This is a genomic window from Blautia sp. DFI.6.71, from assembly GCF_020593585.1.
In the GTDB taxonomy this organism is placed as follows: Bacteria; Bacillota; Clostridia; order Lachnospirales; family Lachnospiraceae; genus Blautia_A; species Blautia_A wexlerae.
Map to the genome: position 1 here is coordinate 151707 of NZ_JAJDMJ010000001.1, position 18514 is coordinate 170220.

The following is an 18514-nucleotide window of genomic DNA, read 5'->3' on the forward strand; positions in this document are numbered from 1 at the left end:
AAGTAGAGGACAAGCAGCTTGTGCTTCCAAACATCAAATTAGTTTAGCTGACTAATTTAATGATTGGAGTGCTTGCTATGAAAAACCAAATTATCGAAAAAATCTTTCGTGTTGTCATATATCTGCGCTTATCCGATGAGGACGGCGATAATCAGGAGAGTGACAGCATATCTAACCAGAGGATACTGAACAGGGGATTTCTGGAAGGAAAACAGGAGTTTCAGATTGTAAAAGAGTGCGTGGATGATGGATATACCGGCACGAATTTCAATCGTCCGGGTTTTCAGGAAATGATGAGACTGATTGAAAATGGAGAGGCAGACTGCATTGTTGTAAAAGACCTTTCCAGATTCGGCAGGGATTTCTCAGGAGTCCTTCAGTATGTAGAACGTATCCTGCCTAAAATGGGTGTGCGTCTGATATTGGTAAATGACCAGTATGACAGTATTGCACCAAACCATGATTTTATTACCCTTCGTTTAAAAAGTTTTATAAATGACATTTACCCTGCGGATACTTCAAGAAGTGTGCGTTCTAATTTACATGCCAAAATGGTGCATGGACAGTGTGTGGCGCCGTTTGCTTCTTATGGTTTTCTGAAATCTCCGGAGGATAAGCACCAGTTGATGATTGATCCGGTAGCCGGCTCTGTTGTAAAAGATATTTTTCACCTGAAGCTGAAAGGGCACAGTCTGAATGATATTGCGGAAAATCTGAACCTCCGCGGTATACTGACACCGCTTGCTTATAAACGGATCTGCCTGAAACAGAATTTAAAGACTGGATTCAAGGTATCGGGGAATAACCAGTGGGAAGCAACCATGGTACGGCGCATTTTATTGGACGAGCGTTATACCGGTGTGCTGATTCAGGGAAAAACCACAACGCCAAACCATAAGGTCAAAAAGCTGATTCGAAAAGAAGCGGATGAATGGGTACGCTATGAAAATGCTTTTGACGGTGCGATTGATAAGCATACCTATGAGGTTGTGCAGAATCTTATGAGCCGGGATACCAGGAAGTCAGCAAAAGGACTGGCACTTCTGGGCGGTTTAGTGGAATGTGCAGACTGTCATCAGAGCATGGTGCGTAAAAGTCCCAATGGAACAAATTATTATTATGTCTGTTCTACTTCTCTGTATGAGAAAACCTGCAGTCCTCACAGTATCAGTGAGGAAAAGCTGATAGAAGCTGTAAGAAAAAGCGTCATGCATTATATTTCGCTTATTGTGGAACTGAATGAAATTCTGAGCTATGTCAAAACGGCTTCAATTCCACAGCAGAAATTGTATGAAGAGGATCTGCAGTTAAAAATGCTGGAACAGGAAAGTGAAAGAATCCTGAAAATCAAGATGAATCTGTATAACAGTTTTTGCGAAGGGCTTCTTGATGAAGAGGAGTTCAAGTCATATAAGAAAAAATATGATGCTTCACTTAAACAAACGGAAGAAGCTATAAAGAAGCAGCGGACAGAGATTGCAGATATGCAGGCAGCATTAGAAAATCAGCAGGAATGGATGAAACATTTCCTGGTTTATAAGGACAGAGAAGAAATAGACCGCATTATGCTGACCATGCTGGTAAAAAGAATCTGTGTGGATTCAAAGAAAAGGCTTACCATACATTTTTGGTTTGCAGATGAATTTGAACGTCTGATTTCTCTGCTTTCTACAGTAAATAAGGTGCAGCCGGATACGGGGATTGAGAACTTCCTTCTTAGAGAGGGGGAAGAGATCAGTGCCTAGAGTAAGCAAGAGAACAAAAAAAGCGGAAACACAGCCGCAGATAAAGTATTACCGTACTTATATTTATTTGAGATTATCCGAGAAAGACGGAGGCCACGGACGCAGAGATTCCATTTATATTCAGAAACAGATCTGCGTGGATTTTGCAAAGAAACATCCGGAAATGCTGATTATGAAAGTCTATACAGATAATGGTGTAACAGGAACCACCTTTGAAAGAAAGGCTTTTGAAGAGTTGATGACGGATGTGCGTGCAGGGAAAGTGGACTGTATTATTGTAAAGGATTTTTCAAGATTTGGTAGAGATGCCTTAGATGCAGTTGATCTGATTGATGTGATTTTCCCAACACTTGATGTACGTTTTATTTCTGTTCTTGATGAATATGACAGTGAAAATCCGGCCTGTGTGCAGGACAGGGTAACAAACATCCTGAAGCATTTTATGAATGATTATTATGCAAGGGAAGTTTCCTCAAAACTGATTCAGGCACATAAGATTTCCAGAGAAAAAGGAGAATATTGGGGCGGAAGACCTCCATATGGCTATGAACGTGCCGAAGATAACAATAAGAAGCTGGTGCCGGAGAAGACAGAAAGAAAGATTGTCCAGAAAATTTTTTACTGGTACGTGTTTGAAGATATGTCAAGCTATGATATGGCCAGGGAATTGAATGGCGGAGGAATCCCAAGTCCGACAGAAAGTTATGAAATCCGGAGATTCGGAAAAGTGAAAAGGAAGAAACGGATATATTGGGGAGCGGATACTATCCAGCGGATATTACAGAATCCATTATATATCGGTGCTGCCGTAAGCGGGAAAACAAAACAGATGCTTTGTGAGAATCTTCCATTTCAGATAATACCAAAGGAACAGTGGGAAATACAGGAAAATGTATGGGAGCCGCTGATTGAAAGGACAGTATTTGAACAAGCACAGCAGATTCTAAAAGAACGATGGAAAGATAACTTGGAGATATGGGCTGCGAGTATAGCAGGTAAGGGTTCCGCAAATGGACCTCTTCTTGGAAGAATTTATTGTGGATGCTGTGGAAAAAGAATGAAACGTTCCAGAACCGGACGCAATGGAAAACAGGAAAGGATGAGTTATCGGTGTTCTACCGCAGAAATCACTGATGAAACGGAGTGCCTGAAATATATAAATGAAAAATGTGTATTCCAGGCAGTACGTGGTGCTTTGCAGTATCAAATGAAACTCGCATCGGACTATCATACCAAATATGGTATGGATTTTTACAGAAAATTAGAGAAAGAAACTTCCCTGATTATAAAAAAATCAAAAGGTGATTATGAAAAATACGAGGGAAAACTGGAACAGCTCTTTGAACATTATGCTACTGGGCTTATTGATCGTGAGGAGTATCTGGAATTTAAAGAAACTTATCTTTCGGAACAGGAGCAGGCTCATAAAAAACTAAAGGAAAAACAAATTTATTATCAGAACATTTTAGAACGTCTTATGGCAAAGATAGACTGGGCAGATGAACTGATAAAATATCAAGGGGTTACGGAAATCACCAGGGAGATTGTGGAACGGTTCATAGAAAAAGTTGTGGTAAAATCCGCAACAGAGATTACCGTATATTTTTGGTTTGGAGATATCTTTGAACAGGAAGTACCGGATATGGAAAGGGGGCTTTTGGATGCAGTATAAGTATGTCATCGGTTATCTCCGGCTTTCACAGGATGATGAAGATAAAAATGATGAGAGTAACAGCATCAAGAACCAGAGGCTTCTGATCCAGCAGTTCATCAACGGTAATGAAGAGTTTCAAGGAGCAAAAACGGTATTCTTTTCAGATGATGGATATAGCGGAACAAATTTTAACCGTCCGGATTTTAAAAAGATGATGGAACTGGTAAAAGCTGAAAGTTCCTGCTGTGTCATTGTGAAGGATCTGTCCAGATTAGGAAGGGATACCATTGATACGCAGCAGTATATAGAAAAGATTTTTCCGTTTTTACTTGTCCGTTTCATTGCGATAAATGATTATTATGACAGCAGTGCTCCCCTTGCATCACGAAAGGATACAGAAGCTAAATTTAAGAATCTGGTAAACGGTATCTATCCGCAGATATGTTCAAAGAATATCAAGCAGGTCATGCGGAAACAGGCAGAAGCGGGAAAGTACCATGGTTCGGTTCCTCCTTATGGTTATATGTTTAAAAATGAGGATAAGACGGTACTGCATCTGGACAGAGAGGTGTCCGGAAATGTACGTTTTATCTTTGATAAAAGATTAGAAGGTGAAAAGTATTCAGAAATTGCTAAAATGATGAACGAAAAGGGAATAGAAACCCCTACGGCGTATCTTCTTAAAAAGGGATATTCATTATATAATACACAATGCCTTCCGGTATGGAACAGCCATATGGTAAGGAAAATTCTATTAAATCCAATCTATGCAGGCATCATGACAAACCATAAAAGTGAAAAAAAAGATTTGAGCACAAAATCCTGTGTCCGTCTTCCAAGAAAAGATTGGATCTATGTTCCAGGAACTCACGAAGCCATTGTGACAGCAGATGAACTTGATAAGGTTATGGGAATGGTGGAAACAGGTGCTGCGTATCATGGACCGCAGAAAATACCCAAAAATATATTCCGATATAAGCTGAAATGCGGATATTGTGGACGTGCCCTCCGGGTAAGAAGCGAGAATAAAACGCCTGCGATGGGCTGCAGTACATCCAAAGTCAGTCAAAACACAAAATGTTATGCCGGACAATATAAAACAGCAGAGTTTGAAAAGCTTTTCTTAAAGCTGGTTCAGCGGGAAGCTGCCCTTGCAGAAGATACATTGAAACAGATAAAACAGGTCAGTAAAACCCAGAATCTTTCAAAACTGAAAAGCCGTAAAAAAGGCTGTGAAGAAAAGGTGCAGAAAGTAAAACAGCAAAAGATGGAATTCTATGAAGCTTTCGTGGATGGTAAAGTGACAAAAGAAGGATATTTAAGGAAGAAAGAGCTGCTTACACAGAAGGAACACCGGTATAAAGAATTAATAACCGAGCTTCAGGAACAGATTATTCAAGCAGAGGAAAAAAGAAAACTTGCGAAATCACCGGAACTTCTTGCTTTTTCTAAATGCAAAGACCTGACAGAGCTTTCTTATGAAGTGATACAGGAACTGGTGGAGGTAATCTATTTCTATGACCCGGAACATATTGAAGTAATCTGGAAATACCGGGACGAATTTTTAGAGGCAGAAAAAGCTTTGGCTGAATGAAAAATAGTATGGAATATAGGCAGAGAAAAGGGAAGAACGCAGTGCGGACTTCCTTTTTTCTGCCTATAAAGTCAAATAGAGGATAGTAAAAATGGAAAGGAAGGTTTTCCTATGTATCTTGAAAAACCTATTGAAGAACTGATGAAACTTATTGAGGAAAGCGGGTATTCAACTTATGCTTCCTGGAAAATACAGCATGAGATGGAGGAAGCTAAACGGCTTTATGATTATTTGATTGAAGTTCAGGGGGTACCGGATGAAGAAACCCTTAAAAGGGGTATGTCCGTTGTGGTGGTACGGTATTATTTGTTTCTACTTAACCGTTTAAAATATATTCTTCCCTATGATGCCATGGGCTGCCAGTTTTCGGTTCCTTTATTTTTACTGGAAGAATTCCGGGATGAAAATATTCTTGAAAAAATCAAAAATTTTGGTGGTATATACACCTGGTTGGAAAGTTGTGAGTTGGAACACGAAATTCAGAAGTTCATTACAGTGCATCTTGATCCACGTGGAATCATCCTTTATATGGACATACTAAGCCACCGGCAGGATAAGAATGATATTATGCCGGAACCGGCAGTTAAACTCTCAATGGAAAAATGGATAACAAAGAAGAATGGAACAGAGTATGCTTGTTCGTAAAATTTCTGGCTGAAAACAGCAGACTAAAATAAAAAATGAGGAGGAAGGTCATGGTCAAGGAAAGAATACTTGCAGTTCCCTATACAACGGTTTTTATTGCACAGCTTCCAAAAGAAACACAGGATATCATCCGGGAGGATATGAAGCTGCACGCAAGGGAAAACGGATACCGCCTGGAATGGGATGCCGAAGCCAGGGATTATATTGGAATGACCCGGCGGTTTTGTGACATTGAAGAGATATATGCACATACGAAAGTGGATTTTTGTGAACCGGGTGAGGATATCGAACCATATGAAAGAAGCCAGCAGCGGAACATTGTTTTAAAACTCCCGGAGGATGATATAAAAGATTTATGTGCGAAAGCAGGAAGAAACGGTATGACTGTATCGCAGCTTCTTGAAAATTTTGTTTCAGACCTTGTAGGCGGTTCCAGAACAAACGGCTCAGATGAGAGAATGTATGCAAACCAATGGTTTGAACGGTGCTGGTTCAGTTTTGAACCGGAGCAGACATTTCTTAGTTACCTGCTTGACTGGGGACAGATTGAATATGCAATAGAGGACTGGACGGAGCTTGAGGATTACAAAGGTCAGGATACCCTGGATGAATATGATAAGGAGGAGATGGAAAGCCTCAAAGAATCTTTGGATGAACTGTTTGAGGAATATCAAAGTGCCAATAAGAATCCAGCAGATTCCACTTTGGAAGAGGGTATGCAAAAGGTTATAAAATGGGATAAGGAACGTCAGATGCTTCTGGCAGGAAACCCGGTGGAAAGAAGAAAAGAAAGATAAAAACGTCTTAATTGGGTTGGAAGGAGAATAAGAAATGAGCTTTATTAGTAGTGCGGAACTTGTTATTTTACGAAAGATGTATCCGGAGGGATGCAGGGTGTCCCTGGAAAGAATGGTTGATGAACCGTATGCAAAATTGCACCCTGGTGATCTTGGGACTGTAAGGAATGTTGATGATGCGGGGCAGATACATATTTCCTGGGATCAGGGGAGCAGCGTAGCCGTTATATATAAAGTAGATAGCTGTAACTGCTTGATGACGAAAGAACAGATGGATGAAACCCTTGCACAGATGAAAAGAATACCATTTGAGAATATGGACAGACTGCAGGCATGGATGGAAGAGAAACTTCTTCCGGTATTTCCAAAACTGTTTTTCAGACCGGCAATAAATGGTGAATTGTTGGTGGAGATGGGGTGCAGTGCATTCACATTGAAAAATGCAAGGATAACGGTTGGATTCACTCAGGATGCACAGGGACATATTTTCATAGACAGATGTAAACTTGGAATGGCGGTAACAGAAAAAAAGGAAATAGGAAAGGCAGCAAAACAAAAATAGCTTATGCAAAAGAAGGAGTTAAATGCAGTTTGGGAAGAAATGTTGACAAACTGGTAAAACCAACGTAAACTTTATTTTGCAGAAAGTGACAATTTTTTTTGGTAATTACTTGACACAATGGGGCAAGTCTACGGTGGCGAAGCTGATTGCCGGGTATTGGGATGTTACATCCGGCAGCATTACCCTCGGCGGCCATGAGCTGAAGGATATGCCGCTGTCTGAAATTGCAGACCAGATTTCCTATGTATCTCAGGACAACTACCTGTTTAACCGCAGTATCCGGGAGAATATCCGCATGGGAAGACCCAGTGCCACGGACGCAGAGGTGGAGCAGGCAGCCAAACAAAGCGGCTGCGACGCCTTTATCCGCAAGCTGAATAATGGCTATGATACGGTTGTCGGCAGCGCCGGTTCCCATCTTTCCGGCGGTGAACGCCAGCGGATTGCCATCGCCCGCGCCATGCTGAAGGACGCACCGATCATCATTTTGGATGAGGCAACAAGCAGCGTTGACCCGGAGAATGAGGATGAATTGCAGCGTGCTATTGAGGCACTGACCCATGACAAGACTATCATCATGATTGCCCACCGGTTGAAAACCGTTCGCAACGCCGACCAGATCCTTGTGCTGGACAATGCACACATTATCCAGCGCGGCACTCATGCAGAGCTGATTCGGCAGAATGGCCTGTATGCCGATTTTGTATCGGCCAGACAGGAGGCCATCGGCTGGAAGCTGGCTCAGTAAAGGAGGACTTATGAACCTTTATGCATCTGGAGAAGATTATTTAGAAGCAATTTTGGTTCTCTATAAAAAATTTGGAAGCGTCCGCTCGGTAGACATCGCTCGACATATGGAAGTATTAAGTGAGCTGTATATATTAACCAAAGATTTTTGTAACATTATATTCTCAAAAAATGCTGCAAAATTAGACGAATGGATCAATACAGCACAAAAATATGATATTCCTGAATTTCAAACATTTATAAACGGTGTAAAAAAGGACTTAACTGCTGTAAAAAACGGAATCATATATTCGTATAATAACGGCTTGCAGAAGGTAGTGTAAATAAAATCAAAATTATAAAACGAATAATGTATGGCAGAAACAGTTTTGAATTATTGAAAGCGGAAGTGTTATTTGATGAACTTTTTCACGATAAATTCAACGCTTACGTTTTTCCAGCTTTTCCAGGAGCAGGTGGAAGCATAAACGATGGAATATTGGATGCTGCACTCACACCGAAGTTAATACGGCCAACAACATTTGCAGAGATATCGGGAAATACATCTGAAAGAGCGAAACAGTTTTCAAAGATATTAAAACATTCCCATATACCATATCAGCAAGGTAAAAGATATGCATATGTGGCAGCTTTGCCATCTGGCTATGGTAGTTCCGATTGCAGATGCATATTATGAAGCAGATTGCCTGGAAAAAGCAGGAAAAGAATGGAAGACCGAGAGAAAAACAGCAAAAAGACTGAAAAGAAATTTTTGCTTTTTAAAGAAAAAGTTTGGCAGACTGTCACCATGCAAAATGAATATTTCTTGCAGAAAAGGTAGGCGTTTTGTACAATAAATGTTGATCTGATGGCGCAGGAAAAAGTTTACCTGCCGATAAGATTGGTGTTGATATTGTACAGAAATGGATTGATGAGAGCATGAGTGTCGCACATTAGAGCGTGTCTGAAAAATCATTCCCGCAATCTGCACGCCCCACTTTGCGGTATATTTTGCCCGAATTCAGTTGCCGTAGCCCGCTACGGCGCCCTCATCCGGGCAAAATCTCCTACAAATTGTGACATACATCTTGCGGAAAGCATTTTCAGACACACTCTAGCAAATGCTGAATTACAATGAAGCTGCCAGAAGATATAATTTTCTGGTGGCTTTTTTTCTGATATCACTGTATATAAAAATATGATAGAATGCAGGTTCTACGATGTCAATTCCTTTTGTAGATGATTCCGGAAACATCAGGAGGCAGGTATCAGACATTGTATTTGCAAATTCTGTTGGACGTGTCTGGAATGAACCTGGTAAGACAAAAAGATGGCAAATCAGAGAAGCGTTGATTTTACGCAGGATAACACAAGGCAAAACAAGATAAATTTAGTTCGTCAAGATAAAATGCTTGACAGCACATTGGAAATAGGTTAATATAGTCAAGGTGATTACAGATGGAGAAGTTTGTAGAGCAAGGTTATTTATATGATTTTTATGGAGAACTTCTGACAGAGAGACAGCAGCAGGTTTATGAGAGTGTGGTGCTGGAGGATTACTCGCTGAGTGAAGTCGCAGAGGATCTGGGCATCAGCAGACAGGGTGTGCATGATATGATCAAGAGATGCAACAAGACCCTTGAAGAGTATGAACAGAAGCTTCATCTTGTAGAGAAATTCCTGAATATACGGGCGCAGGTAAAGCAGATCCGTGTACTTGCCCGGGAATATCATTCCGATGAAATTATAAATATTTCCAATGAGATTTTAGAGGAGTTATAACATATGGCATTTGAAAGCTTGACAGATAAACTGCAGAATGTATTTAAGAAGTTGCGAAGCAAGGGCCGCCTGACAGAGGAGGACGTTAAGCTTGCCCTTAAGGAAGTAAAGATGGCTCTGTTAGAGGCAGACGTAAACTTTAAGGTTGTGAAGCAGTTTACTAAATCTGTACAGGAGCAGGCAATCGGACAGGACGTTATGAGCGGTCTGAATCCGGGTCAGATGGTGATCAAGATTGTTAATGATGAGCTTGTGAAATTAATGGGAAGTGAGACAACAGATCTGCCTCTTCGCCCGGGAAATGAGATCACAGTGTTCATGATGGCAGGTCTGCAGGGTGCAGGTAAGACCACCACAGTTGCGAAGCTTGCAGGTAAGCTGAAATCCAAAGGTAAGAAACCTCTTTTAGTAGCCTGCGATGTTTACCGTCCGGCAGCTATCACACAGTTGCAGGTCAACGGCGAGAAACAGGGCGTGGAAGTATTTTCCATGGGAGATAAGCAGAAGCCTGTGGATATTGCGAAAGCAGCCATAGAGCATGCGAAGGCAAATCAGCAGAATGTCGTACTTATCGATACAGCCGGTCGTCTTCATGTTGATGAAGATATGATGCAGGAACTTGCAGATATCAAGGCGAACATTCAGGTAGATGCAACCATCCTCATCGTAGATGCGATGACCGGACAGGATGCGGTAAATGTGGCAAGCACATTTGCTGATAAAGTAGGAATCGACGGTGTCATTCTTACCAAGATGGATGGTGATACCCGAGGCGGTGCAGCCCTTTCTATCAAGGCAGTAACCGGTAAGCCTATTCTGTATGTAGGTATGGGCGAGAAACTTTCTGATCTGGAGCAGTTCTATCCGGAACGTATGGCTTCCAGAATCCTTGGTATGGGTGATGTCATGAGCCTGATCGAGAAAGCAGAAGCTTCCATCGATAAAGAACAGGCGCAGGACATGCAGAAGAAGTTAAAGAAAATGGACTTTGACTTCAACGATTACCTTACCAGTATGGAACAGATGAACAAGATGGGCGGTATCGGCAGTATCCTGAATATGCTTCCAGGTATGGGCGGTAAGATGAAGGATATTGAGGGAATGATCGATGAGAAAGCCATGGACAGAACCAAGTCAATTATTCTTTCCATGACACCTCAGGAGAGAAGCAATCCGTCAATCCTGAACATTTCCAGAAAGAACCGTATTGCCAGAGGTGCAGGAGTAGATGTCTCTGAAGTAAACCGTCTGGTGAAACAGTTTGAGCAGAGCAAGAAGATGATGAAACAGATGCCTGGTCTTATGGGCGGAAAAGCCGGTAAGCGCAGCGGTGGATTTAAACTTCCGTTCGGACTGTAATTGAGAAGTTAGCGAAGCGGATAACGCTTTGACATAAAAGTTACTGTTTCATAGCTGAACAGTAATATAACATAAGAAAACAATATATTTTATTTAATGGAGGAAAAGAAACAATGGCAGTTAAAATCAGATTAAGAAGAATGGGACAGAAGAAAGCACCTTTTTATAGAATCGTAGTTGCAGATTCCCGTTGCAAACGTGATGGAAGATGTATCGAAGAAATCGGAACATACGATCCAAACCTTGAGCCAAGCGCTGTAACAGTTGATGAAGAAGCAGCTAAAAAATGGCTTGCAGCAGGAGCTCAGCCTACAGATGTTGTAGCAAAAATCCTCAAAGATGCCGGAATTGAAAAATAATTCAGATATACCAGGATAAGGTATTTCTGCAGCGTCCGTAGGGGACGGGTCAGGGAGGTATGTAATGAAAGAATTAGTGGAAGTAATTGCAAAATCTCTTGTTGAAAATCCGGATGAAGTAGTTGTTACTGAGACAGAAAAGGAAGACGCGATCATCGTTGAACTGAAAGTCGGACCTGCTGACATGGGCAAGGTTATCGGACGACAGGGAAGAATTGCGAAAGCGATCCGAACTGTGGTAAAAGCAGCTTCTTCAAAAAGCAGCAAAAAAGTGATTGTAGATATTCTGCAATGAAAATAAGGGTCAGGAGCTGTGGAACATCCCATGGCTCCTGATTTGGGTTTAAGCGGATTTGGAATATGGATCAGCATTCGCTGTGAGCAGGCATAAAAGCAGAATGCAAATGACGTATAATATGAAAATTATAGGAGTCAGCAGATGGAAGATTTATTAAAAGTTGGTGTGATCACTACGACACACGGAATACGCGGGGAAGTAAAAGTATATCCTACCACAGATGCAGACAGATTTCTGGATCTGGAATATGTTCTGCTTGACACAGGCAGAGAGAAAAGAAAGCTTGAAATAGAGAATGTTAAGTATTTCAAGAACCTTGTAATCCTGAAATTCAGGGGAATTGATAATATTAATGATATAGAGATGTATAAAAAAAGAGAACTCTGGATCCCGAGAGAAGAAGCGCAGGAGCTGGAAGAAGATGAATATTACATTGCAGACCTGATCGGTATGGATGTAGTTCTCGAAGACGGAAGCAAATTTGGAACTCTGAAAGATGTAATGGAAACAGGCGCTAATGATGTCTATGTAGTAGAGGATGCCAAAGGCGAAGAAATTCTGCTCCCTGCTATCAGGGAATGTATCCTTGATGTGGATGTGGAGAAGAATGTAATGACCATTCATCTGATGAAAGGATTAATATAAATGAATTTTCATGTTTTAACCCTGTTTCCGGAGATGATTGAAAATGGCATGAATACCAGCATTACCGGACGTGCGATCACAAAAGGTCTCCTCACACTGGAGGCAGTGAACATTCGTGATTATGCATTCAATAAGCACCAGAAAGTGGATGATTATACCTATGGCGGCGGTGCCGGAATGCTGATGCAGGCAGAACCGGTTTACCTTGCTTATGAGGCGATTGCAAACCGTACGGCAAAAAAGCCAAGAGTTGTATATCTGACTCCTCAGGGGCAGGTATTTAACCAGGCTATGGCCAGAGAAATGGCGCAGGAAGAGGATCTGGTATTCCTTTGTGGACACTATGAGGGAATTGATGAGCGTGTTCTGGAGAAAATCGTCACAGATTACGTATCTATCGGAGATTACGTGCTTACAGGCGGCGAACTTCCTGCAATGGTCATGATGGATTCCATTTCAAGAATGGTTCCGGGTGTACTGAACAATCAGGAGTCCGGTGAGACAGAATCCTTTGCAGGAAACCTTCTGGAGTATCCGCAGTACAGCCGTCCGGAAGAGTGGCATGGCAAAAAGGTACCGGAGGTTCTTATGTCCGGTCATCATGCAAACATAGAAAAGTGGCGCAGAGAGCAGTCAATTTACCGCACGGCAAAAAGACGCCCGGATCTTCTTAAGAAAGCTGATCTGACAAACAAAGAATGGAACTATGTGCGCCAGTTAAGGAAACAGTGGAAGGAAGAAGAGGAGCAGATAAAATGAAAACATCAGATTTTTATTATGACCTTCCTCAGGAACTGATCGCTCAGGATCCTCTGGAGGACAGAAGTTCATCCAGACTGATGCATCTGTCTTTAAAAGATGGCAGCATTGAGCATCGCCATTTCACAGATGTTCTGGATTATATGGAAGAGGGAGACTGCCTGGTCATCAACGATACAAAGGTAATCCCTGCCCGGTTATACGGACATAAAGAAGAGACAGGAGCATTGATTGAAATCCTGCTTCTGAAGCGAAGAGAGAATGATATCTGGGAGTGTCTGGTAAAACCCGGAAAGAAGGCACGCCCGGGTGCTAAGATCACATTTGGAAATGGTATTTTAAAAGGTGAGATCATTGATGTGGTGGACGAGGGAAACCGTCTGATCCAGTTCCATTATGAAGGAATTTTTGAAGAAATCTTGGATCAGCTTGGCGAAATGCCTCTGCCGCCTTATATTACACATAAACTGAAAGATAAGAACCGTTATCAGACAGTTTATGCAAAGAACGAAGGCTCCGCAGCAGCACCGACAGCAGGATTGCACTTTACTAAAGAGCTTCTTGAAAAAGTAAAGGAAAAAGGCGTCAATATCGCTCATGTGACTCTTCATGTAGGTCTCGGAACTTTCCGCCCTGTCAAAGTAGATGACGTGGAAAGCCACCATATGCATTCCGAATTCTACATAGTAGAGGAGGATCAGGCAAAGCTGATCAATGACACAAAGAAGGCAGGTAAACGTGTAATAGCAGTAGGAACCACAAGCTGCAGAACACTGGAATCTGCAACAGGAGAAGATGGAATTCTGAAATCCGGAAGCGGATGGACAGAAATCTTTATCTATCCGGGCTATCATTTCAAAATGATCGATGCCCTGATCACAAACTTCCACCTGCCGGAATCCACACTTGTGATGTTGGTGTCTGCGCTGGCAGGTAAGGAGAATATCATGCATGCCTATGAGACTGCAGTGCAGGAAAAGTACAGATTTTTCTCTTTTGGAGATGCCATGATTCTGATATGACACCGTTTTCTAACATTTGTTAGATACCATAAAACATAGAAAGCCGGGAGCGATTTCCCGGCTTTTGGCATTTAGAACCAATTACTTGTCTTTATATATGAATCTATGAGTTAGCCCATTTTTGAATGTAATAGCAGTAATCTTTCCGTCGGCTGTGTAGATGGAGTCGAGAATAGTTTCCATATATGCTTTTAAAATATCTGGATCCACAGTGCTGACCAGTTTTTTGAAATAGATATATTTTTTATTTTTTAATTCTTTTTGAATCAGTAAATGACTGGCTTGCTTAATAAATTCTTCATCTGAAAGGAAGGAGGCTTGATCTTGCGTCATAAGCCCCAATTGCCTGTTGATATTATCTAAATGAGATGAGATTTCACTTTTCCGAATGATAAAATCTTTTTCCGACATGGAAGTCTCAGAATATAAATAAAGGTCCTGTAAACGCTGGAGTGCTCGCTCCTGCTTTTCTTTTTCTTTTCTAAGTTTTGAAAGTTCCGGATCAACAGCTGCCTTTTTCTTTCGTGGGCTCTTGACTGAAAAAATATAAGATCTGTCAGAACCATATCTTGACAGGAGATTAAAAAAGCTATTAAGCCCATTTTCTTCAACAGAAGATACTTCGGAGAAAACAGATCCGGATAAAAGAGCAGCGTTCAATTCATCTGGCGTATTTATTGTAGAAAATGTTTTCTTGGCGTTGAGCATATTCAGAATGTAATTGATAACGAATTCACCTATGACGATATCATTTACAGTAGGATTATTACATTTTTTAGTGTTGCGTCTTAAAGGACAACCGTAGTTTGAAGTACGATATCCATCAACATGAAGTCTGCCAGGAGTAGACACCATCTTACTGCCGCATTTATCACAATACATAATTCCTTGGAAGATATGTGTTTTTGTAGAAAGATGAACCCTTCCTGGAAGATTGTCCATATTTCGTTGGTTAGATTTCATAATACTTCTCATTGCTTGATGCTCTTCCAGTGTAAATATTGCCGGATGGTGATTTTGAATCATAACCCATTCTTCTTCCGGGTTGATTGTTCTGCTTTCTACTCCCTTATATCGATTATATCGGTAGATTCCTGCATAAAAAGGGCTTGAGGCGATAATCCATACTGAATGAGGGGACCAGTTTACCCCAGCTCGTGTTTTATATCCTTTTTCGTTCAAAGCTCTGCTGACATAAGCAAGTGACCGATTAAGCAGATAAAGATCTTTTAATTCACGGCAAATGGAGGCTTCGTCTTCACGTATGGAAAAGACTTTTTCTTTAGGATCATAACTATATCCAAAAGGAATGCGTCCACCGTTCCATTGGCCACTGTTAGCTCTTGATATCATAGTAGCTGTTACACGCTCAGATGTCATGTTTCTTTCCAGCTCGGCAAAAACCAATATGATTTTCAACATGGCTTCTCCGATTGCAGTTGAGGTATCAAATTGTTCGTTCTTACTTACAAAGGTTACACGTAGCGAACGCAGCTCCTCATACATTTCCGCAAAGTCCAATAGATTTCTGGATACCCTGTCTATTTTCCAAACCAGAACATGAGTGAATTCGCCCTTTCGGATTCTCCCCATCATATTCTGAAATGCTGGTCTGTCTGTATTTTTTCCAGAATACCCTGCATCTTCAAAAATTTCATAATTATCGGTTCCGAGGATAAGCTGGCAGTATGCAATTAAATCCTTTTTCTGCATGGGGATAGAGTCTTTGTCTACCTGATGAATGGTAGAAACTCGAATATATATAGCGACTTTTGTTTCGCGTACAGACGGAGTGTTGCCGATTAGATTAGTTCTCTTTCGTGCCATATGGATGCTCCTTTGTTGAAATATATGTAATATCTGTTTGACAAAAAGTATATGAATAGATATAATGTACTTAACAAGAGAACCGTTGGTCAGTGCACACCTGACCGCCGGATAGAGTAGTAACTAAAAAATAGCGCCTTACTTTACCAGAGCAGGGGCGCTATTTTTTATGCATTAAATTGATAACAAGAGTTACAACTGCACAAAGCATAATTACAAAGGTAAAAAGATCTCCATATGTAACCATCAGCACCAGCCTCCTTTCACATAAGTGTCCGGCGGCTGACATAACACCCCAACGGTTCCCCAGTTAAATATACTATTCTGTTTTTTCTTCTTCCATCTTCTCCATCATTCCCAAAAAGATACGTTTTCCCTTCTTGGATAACTGACGGTACCGCAGGATGATATCCTGTTCGTCTTCTGAAGCAATGGCACAGCTGTATTCAGAATTCCCTACTAAATAATCTATGGAAGTATCAAGGGCTTTAGAGAGCCTGCCGGCAACATCTATCCCTGGGATAACTGTTCCTGTCATGATATCCTCAAAGGAATCTTCGGGAATTTCTGATTTAGTGATCAGATCGGACGGGTTCAGCTGCAACTGATCCATCCGGTCTTTTATTTTTGCAGAAAGAGCAGGAGCTTCTTTTTGCTCTGTTGTAGAATATTTTTCAGTGGTCCGGCCAAGAAGATAATCTGCCGGCACACCGAAATATTTTGCGCACCGATTAACCAGTTCGGTGGATGGCTTGGTATAGCCTCTCTCAATATTCGAGATTACCTGGGCAGAAACTCCTACGGCTTTTCCCAACTCAGACTGGTGTAGACCTGATTCAGTGCGGAGAGATTTGATTCGTTTTTGAATGTTCATTCTTCAAAACCTCTAGTATTTGCTCTTTAATTGGACTCCTATATCAGAAATTTTTCCTGCATCAATCAAAAATCCAAAGGTGGCTGTTTTATTATAAGATATTTTGTCTCCAATTTGCGGAAGAGGGATAATTTCTCCACAAAATTCAGCACCCTCGAATATAACACCAAGAGTTACCATGTTGGTATCTATAGATGAAAGAAGAGATTCTATATCATCGGAATCGGTAGCCTCTATTTGAGAATTGTACATTTGAATTATTTTATCTTCTTTTTCAGTATCGACGCCATCTTTATAACCTACTTGTACAGAAAAATCTTCTTTGTTATAAACAGAAAATATTTTTGAAACATCATCTCCTATTTTTAAACCTCGAAAAGATGTACTGCCAGGATAATCGGAAGAACTCATGTAATCGTCAGAATTAACATAATTAATTTTATTACCCTGACTATCGTACAAATAGAAGTCGTCTTCTGAAAACCAGCCTTTTTTATTGACATATTGAGAAAGTACATTCTGGGAAGCGCCCTCTATTATGTATTCTCCGGTCTTATAGTCAATTATTTCATAAGCGTTTTCCTTGGAATATTTTGGGCTTACCCAGTAATAAATCATATCTTCAACACTATTGTAAACATTGGTTACATATGAGCATTCCCAAGTGTTTTCTTTGGAAAAAAAGCAAGTTGCTTCAATAAGCACTCCGTCCGCAGACATAATCAAACCAATAGCGGCTTGATTTGGCTCATCACGAGATAACTCGTAAGAAGTGACCTCTTTTACACCCATATCCGTTAAAGCCTGAGAAATTACATCACATAATTGAATAGAATCCCCAGTCACATATTCGCTAGAAATACTGATTTGATAATCTGGAGCAGCGGATACAGGGATAGAAGACACAAATAATTGAGAAAGTGCAATTAAGGATATCAATATTTTCTTTTTCATATTTTTATTTTCCTTTCCTGCTTCGGTACCACTCGAAGCTTATTATTTTGCTTGTTTAAGTTTCTTATTTGAAGCCTCTTGATCAAGATGCTTCAAATATCCTTTTAGTTCACCTTTAAATTCTAATTGAGCATCTCTTGGAAGTTGATGAAATAAGGAAAGAATTTCCATATCGAATTCCGTATACTCTGGGGTCTGTTCTTTTCCAGTGAGAAGAAATTCACAAGAAGTATTTAGCATATTTGCTACTTTTAATAACTTGTCAGCAGCTGGCGGGCTATTATCCCATCTACGAATTGTTCCATTACCAAAACCAGCAGACTCCTCTAAAAGCTTTAAATTTAAGTTATTTTCTTTAGCGAGCTCTTTAATACGAGAAACTAGGGTCATGACACAAAAAATCCTCCAAAATAGCAAAAATGCGAAAATAACTATTGACATTTAGCATATCTGCTATTATTATTAAAACTGTAATAAACAAATGTTTAAAACGAAATAAAAAATGTAGCAGAAATAATTGCAAATAAAAATATTTCCTCGAGTATGGCCGCCACAGCTATTAAGAGGTTGCATCATTTTGATTCACAATATTTTTCTGCCATTACAATTTTATAGCAATTTTAAACAAATGTAAATAACAAATGTTTACTGTAACGACTGGAGGTGATTTTGTGAAACGAAAATTATCCCCTTGGTGCAAAGAAGTAAAGAAGACATTGATCGACAGGGATATGACAGTAACAGATTTGTGTGATCAGGTTGGTATGTGTCGAAATTATGTGAGCCGGACTATCAATGGCGCTTCATATGCACCAGCTTTAGCTGAGACAATCAGTAAAGCATTGGATATCAATACAGAGTACACAATTTAATAGGTTGTAACTACATCATAGCATTAAAGAAAGGATAGAA

General features: G+C 40.6%; 23 protein-coding genes and 1 pseudogene. 19 read left to right on the plus strand and 5 right to left on the minus strand.

What is annotated here, in order from left to right:
- Positions 1-77 precede the first annotated feature (77 nt).
- The 10 genes and pseudogenes from LJE12_RS00735 to LJE12_RS20980 all read left to right on the plus strand — a co-directional run.
- A complete protein-coding gene (locus LJE12_RS00735; protein WP_161233676.1) occupies positions 78-1745 on the plus strand; it encodes a recombinase family protein in 1668 nt (555 codons plus the stop codon).
- Positions 1738-3417, plus strand: coding sequence for a recombinase family protein (locus tag LJE12_RS00740; protein WP_147418535.1), 1680 nt, complete (start codon positions 1738-1740; stop codon positions 3415-3417). Before LJE12_RS00735 ends, LJE12_RS00740 begins: the two co-directional genes overlap by 8 nt.
- Complete coding sequence (locus LJE12_RS00745; RefSeq protein WP_161233675.1) at positions 3407-4993, plus strand: recombinase family protein; 1587 nt, start codon at positions 3407-3409, stop codon at positions 4991-4993. Before LJE12_RS00740 ends, LJE12_RS00745 begins: the two co-directional genes overlap by 11 nt.
- A gap of 111 nt (positions 4994-5104) precedes the next feature.
- On the plus strand, positions 5105-5638 hold the full coding sequence (locus LJE12_RS00750; protein ID WP_119242579.1) for a hypothetical protein: 534 nt from the start codon (positions 5105-5107) through the stop codon (positions 5636-5638).
- Positions 5639-5688: 50 nt separating this feature from the next.
- Positions 5689-6435, plus strand: coding sequence for a hypothetical protein (locus LJE12_RS00755; protein ID WP_055057487.1), 747 nt, complete (start codon positions 5689-5691; stop codon positions 6433-6435).
- Positions 6436-6469: 34 nt separating this feature from the next.
- Positions 6470-6997: a DUF4314 domain-containing protein gene (locus LJE12_RS20190; RefSeq protein ID WP_070102656.1), complete on the plus strand. Its 528-nt coding sequence runs from the start codon at positions 6470-6472 to the stop codon at positions 6995-6997.
- Between the two features lie 133 nt (positions 6998-7130).
- Positions 7131-7745, plus strand: coding sequence for an ABC transporter ATP-binding protein (locus LJE12_RS00765; RefSeq protein ID WP_438265728.1), 615 nt, complete (start codon positions 7131-7133; stop codon positions 7743-7745).
- A gap of 10 nt (positions 7746-7755) precedes the next feature.
- Positions 7756-8067, plus strand: coding sequence for a hypothetical protein (locus LJE12_RS00770; RefSeq protein ID WP_227292019.1), 312 nt, complete (start codon positions 7756-7758; stop codon positions 8065-8067).
- A 53-nt stretch (positions 8068-8120) separates the two neighbouring features.
- On the plus strand, positions 8121-8420 hold the full coding sequence (locus tag LJE12_RS00775) for a hypothetical protein (protein WP_330584685.1): 300 nt from the start codon (positions 8121-8123) through the stop codon (positions 8418-8420).
- A gap of 288 nt (positions 8421-8708) precedes the next feature.
- Positions 8709-8771: pseudogene (locus LJE12_RS20980) on the plus strand (DUF6783 domain-containing protein); the annotation flags it as partial.
- On the opposite strand, the gene LJE12_RS20425 reads toward LJE12_RS20980, so the two are convergent.
- Complete coding sequence (locus LJE12_RS20425) at positions 8745-8810, minus strand: DUF6783 domain-containing protein (protein WP_306441470.1); 66 nt, start codon at positions 8808-8810, stop codon at positions 8745-8747. The pseudogene LJE12_RS20980 and the gene LJE12_RS20425 overlap by 27 nt on opposite strands.
- Before the next feature lie 133 nt (positions 8811-8943).
- On the opposite strand from LJE12_RS20425, the gene LJE12_RS00780 reads away from it, so the two are divergent.
- The 8 genes from LJE12_RS00780 (at position 8944) to queA (ending at position 13947) form a co-directional block, all read left to right on the plus strand.
- Positions 8944-9111 (plus strand): hypothetical protein, encoded by a 168-nt coding sequence (locus LJE12_RS00780; RefSeq protein ID WP_161233674.1) that lies wholly within the window; start codon positions 8944-8946, stop codon positions 9109-9111.
- A gap of 70 nt (positions 9112-9181) precedes the next feature.
- The gene (gene ylxM, locus LJE12_RS00785) at positions 9182-9505 is read left to right on the plus strand and encodes a YlxM family DNA-binding protein (RefSeq protein WP_161233673.1); all 324 of its coding nucleotides are present in this window, start codon (positions 9182-9184) and stop codon (positions 9503-9505) included.
- Positions 9506-9508: 3 nt separating this feature from the next.
- On the plus strand, positions 9509-10864 hold the full coding sequence (ffh, locus tag LJE12_RS00790; RefSeq protein WP_055057849.1) for a signal recognition particle protein: 1356 nt from the start codon (positions 9509-9511) through the stop codon (positions 10862-10864).
- Between the two features lie 113 nt (positions 10865-10977).
- On the plus strand, positions 10978-11223 hold the full coding sequence (gene rpsP, locus LJE12_RS00795) for a 30S ribosomal protein S16 (protein WP_008704685.1): 246 nt from the start codon (positions 10978-10980) through the stop codon (positions 11221-11223).
- Between the two features lie 64 nt (positions 11224-11287).
- Complete coding sequence (locus LJE12_RS00800) at positions 11288-11518, plus strand: KH domain-containing protein (RefSeq protein WP_008704683.1); 231 nt, start codon at positions 11288-11290, stop codon at positions 11516-11518.
- A gap of 144 nt (positions 11519-11662) precedes the next feature.
- On the plus strand, positions 11663-12166 hold the full coding sequence (gene rimM, locus LJE12_RS00805) for a ribosome maturation factor RimM (protein ID WP_008704681.1): 504 nt from the start codon (positions 11663-11665) through the stop codon (positions 12164-12166).
- The gene (gene trmD / locus LJE12_RS00810) at positions 12167-12925 is read left to right on the plus strand and encodes a tRNA (guanosine(37)-N1)-methyltransferase TrmD (RefSeq protein WP_173700047.1); all 759 of its coding nucleotides are present in this window, start codon (positions 12167-12169) and stop codon (positions 12923-12925) included.
- On the plus strand, positions 12922-13947 hold the full coding sequence (gene queA, locus LJE12_RS00815) for a tRNA preQ1(34) S-adenosylmethionine ribosyltransferase-isomerase QueA (protein WP_118568715.1): 1026 nt from the start codon (positions 12922-12924) through the stop codon (positions 13945-13947). Before trmD ends, queA begins: the two co-directional genes overlap by 4 nt.
- An 81-nt stretch (positions 13948-14028) precedes the next feature.
- On the opposite strand, the gene LJE12_RS00820 is transcribed toward queA, so the two are convergent.
- The 4 genes from LJE12_RS00820 to LJE12_RS00835 all read right to left on the minus strand — a co-directional run bounded on the left by LJE12_RS00820 (position 14029) and on the right by LJE12_RS00835 (position 18043).
- Positions 14029-15774 carry a recombinase family protein gene (locus tag LJE12_RS00820; protein ID WP_118571008.1) on the minus strand — a complete coding sequence of 582 codons (1746 nt, stop codon included), beginning with the start codon at positions 15772-15774 and terminating at the stop codon, positions 14029-14031.
- Between the two features lie 319 nt (positions 15775-16093).
- Positions 16094-16648, minus strand: coding sequence for a helix-turn-helix domain-containing protein (locus LJE12_RS00825; protein WP_128866035.1), 555 nt, complete (start codon positions 16646-16648; stop codon positions 16094-16096).
- Positions 16649-16660: 12 nt separating this feature from the next.
- The gene (locus tag LJE12_RS00830; protein WP_227226179.1) at positions 16661-17602 is read right to left on the minus strand and encodes a hypothetical protein; all 942 of its coding nucleotides are present in this window, start codon (positions 17600-17602) and stop codon (positions 16661-16663) included.
- A gap of 42 nt (positions 17603-17644) precedes the next feature.
- On the minus strand, positions 17645-18043 hold the full coding sequence (locus LJE12_RS00835) for a hypothetical protein (protein ID WP_227226181.1): 399 nt from the start codon (positions 18041-18043) through the stop codon (positions 17645-17647).
- 230 nt (positions 18044-18273) lie between these two features.
- On the opposite strand from LJE12_RS00835, the gene LJE12_RS00840 reads away from it, so the two are divergent.
- Positions 18274-18474, plus strand: a complete 201-nt coding sequence (locus LJE12_RS00840) for a helix-turn-helix domain-containing protein (RefSeq protein WP_118566457.1) — start codon at positions 18274-18276, stop codon at positions 18472-18474.
- The last annotated feature ends 40 nt before the right edge of the window (positions 18475-18514 follow it).

What these genes read in the sequence shown, in the direction of transcription:
- LJE12_RS00825 (WP_128866035.1), bottom strand. Translation starts at nt 16,648, where the DNA reads ATGAACATTCAAAAACGAATCAAATCTCTCCGCACTGAATCAGGTCTA.
- LJE12_RS00820 (WP_118571008.1), bottom strand. Translation starts at nt 15,774, where the DNA reads ATGGCACGAAAGAGAACTAATCTAATCGGCAACACTCCGTCTGTACGC.
- trmD (WP_173700047.1), top strand. Translation starts at nt 12,167, where the DNA reads ATGAATTTTCATGTTTTAACCCTGTTTCCGGAGATGATTGAAAATGGC.
- rpsP (WP_008704685.1), top strand. Translation starts at nt 10,978, where the DNA reads ATGGCAGTTAAAATCAGATTAAGAAGAATGGGACAGAAGAAAGCACCT.
- LJE12_RS00770 (WP_227292019.1), top strand. Translation starts at nt 7,756, where the DNA reads ATGAACCTTTATGCATCTGGAGAAGATTATTTAGAAGCAATTTTGGTT.
- ffh (WP_055057849.1), top strand. Translation starts at nt 9,509, where the DNA reads ATGGCATTTGAAAGCTTGACAGATAAACTGCAGAATGTATTTAAGAAG.
- LJE12_RS00735 (WP_161233676.1), top strand. Translation starts at nt 78, where the DNA reads ATGAAAAACCAAATTATCGAAAAAATCTTTCGTGTTGTCATATATCTG.
- LJE12_RS00800 (WP_008704683.1), top strand. Translation starts at nt 11,288, where the DNA reads ATGAAAGAATTAGTGGAAGTAATTGCAAAATCTCTTGTTGAAAATCCG.
- LJE12_RS00755 (WP_055057487.1), top strand. Translation starts at nt 5,689, where the DNA reads ATGGTCAAGGAAAGAATACTTGCAGTTCCCTATACAACGGTTTTTATT.
- LJE12_RS00780 (WP_161233674.1), top strand. Translation starts at nt 8,944, where the DNA reads ATGTCAATTCCTTTTGTAGATGATTCCGGAAACATCAGGAGGCAGGTA.
- LJE12_RS00745 (WP_161233675.1), top strand. Translation starts at nt 3,407, where the DNA reads ATGCAGTATAAGTATGTCATCGGTTATCTCCGGCTTTCACAGGATGAT.
- LJE12_RS20190 (WP_070102656.1), top strand. Translation starts at nt 6,470, where the DNA reads ATGAGCTTTATTAGTAGTGCGGAACTTGTTATTTTACGAAAGATGTAT.
- LJE12_RS00835 (WP_227226181.1), bottom strand. Translation starts at nt 18,043, where the DNA reads ATGTCAATAGTTATTTTCGCATTTTTGCTATTTTGGAGGATTTTTTGT.
- LJE12_RS00830 (WP_227226179.1), bottom strand. Translation starts at nt 17,602, where the DNA reads ATGAAAAAGAAAATATTGATATCCTTAATTGCACTTTCTCAATTATTT.
- queA (WP_118568715.1), top strand. Translation starts at nt 12,922, where the DNA reads ATGAAAACATCAGATTTTTATTATGACCTTCCTCAGGAACTGATCGCT.
- LJE12_RS00750 (WP_119242579.1), top strand. Translation starts at nt 5,105, where the DNA reads ATGTATCTTGAAAAACCTATTGAAGAACTGATGAAACTTATTGAGGAA.
- ylxM (WP_161233673.1), top strand. Translation starts at nt 9,182, where the DNA reads ATGGAGAAGTTTGTAGAGCAAGGTTATTTATATGATTTTTATGGAGAA.
- rimM (WP_008704681.1), top strand. Translation starts at nt 11,663, where the DNA reads ATGGAAGATTTATTAAAAGTTGGTGTGATCACTACGACACACGGAATA.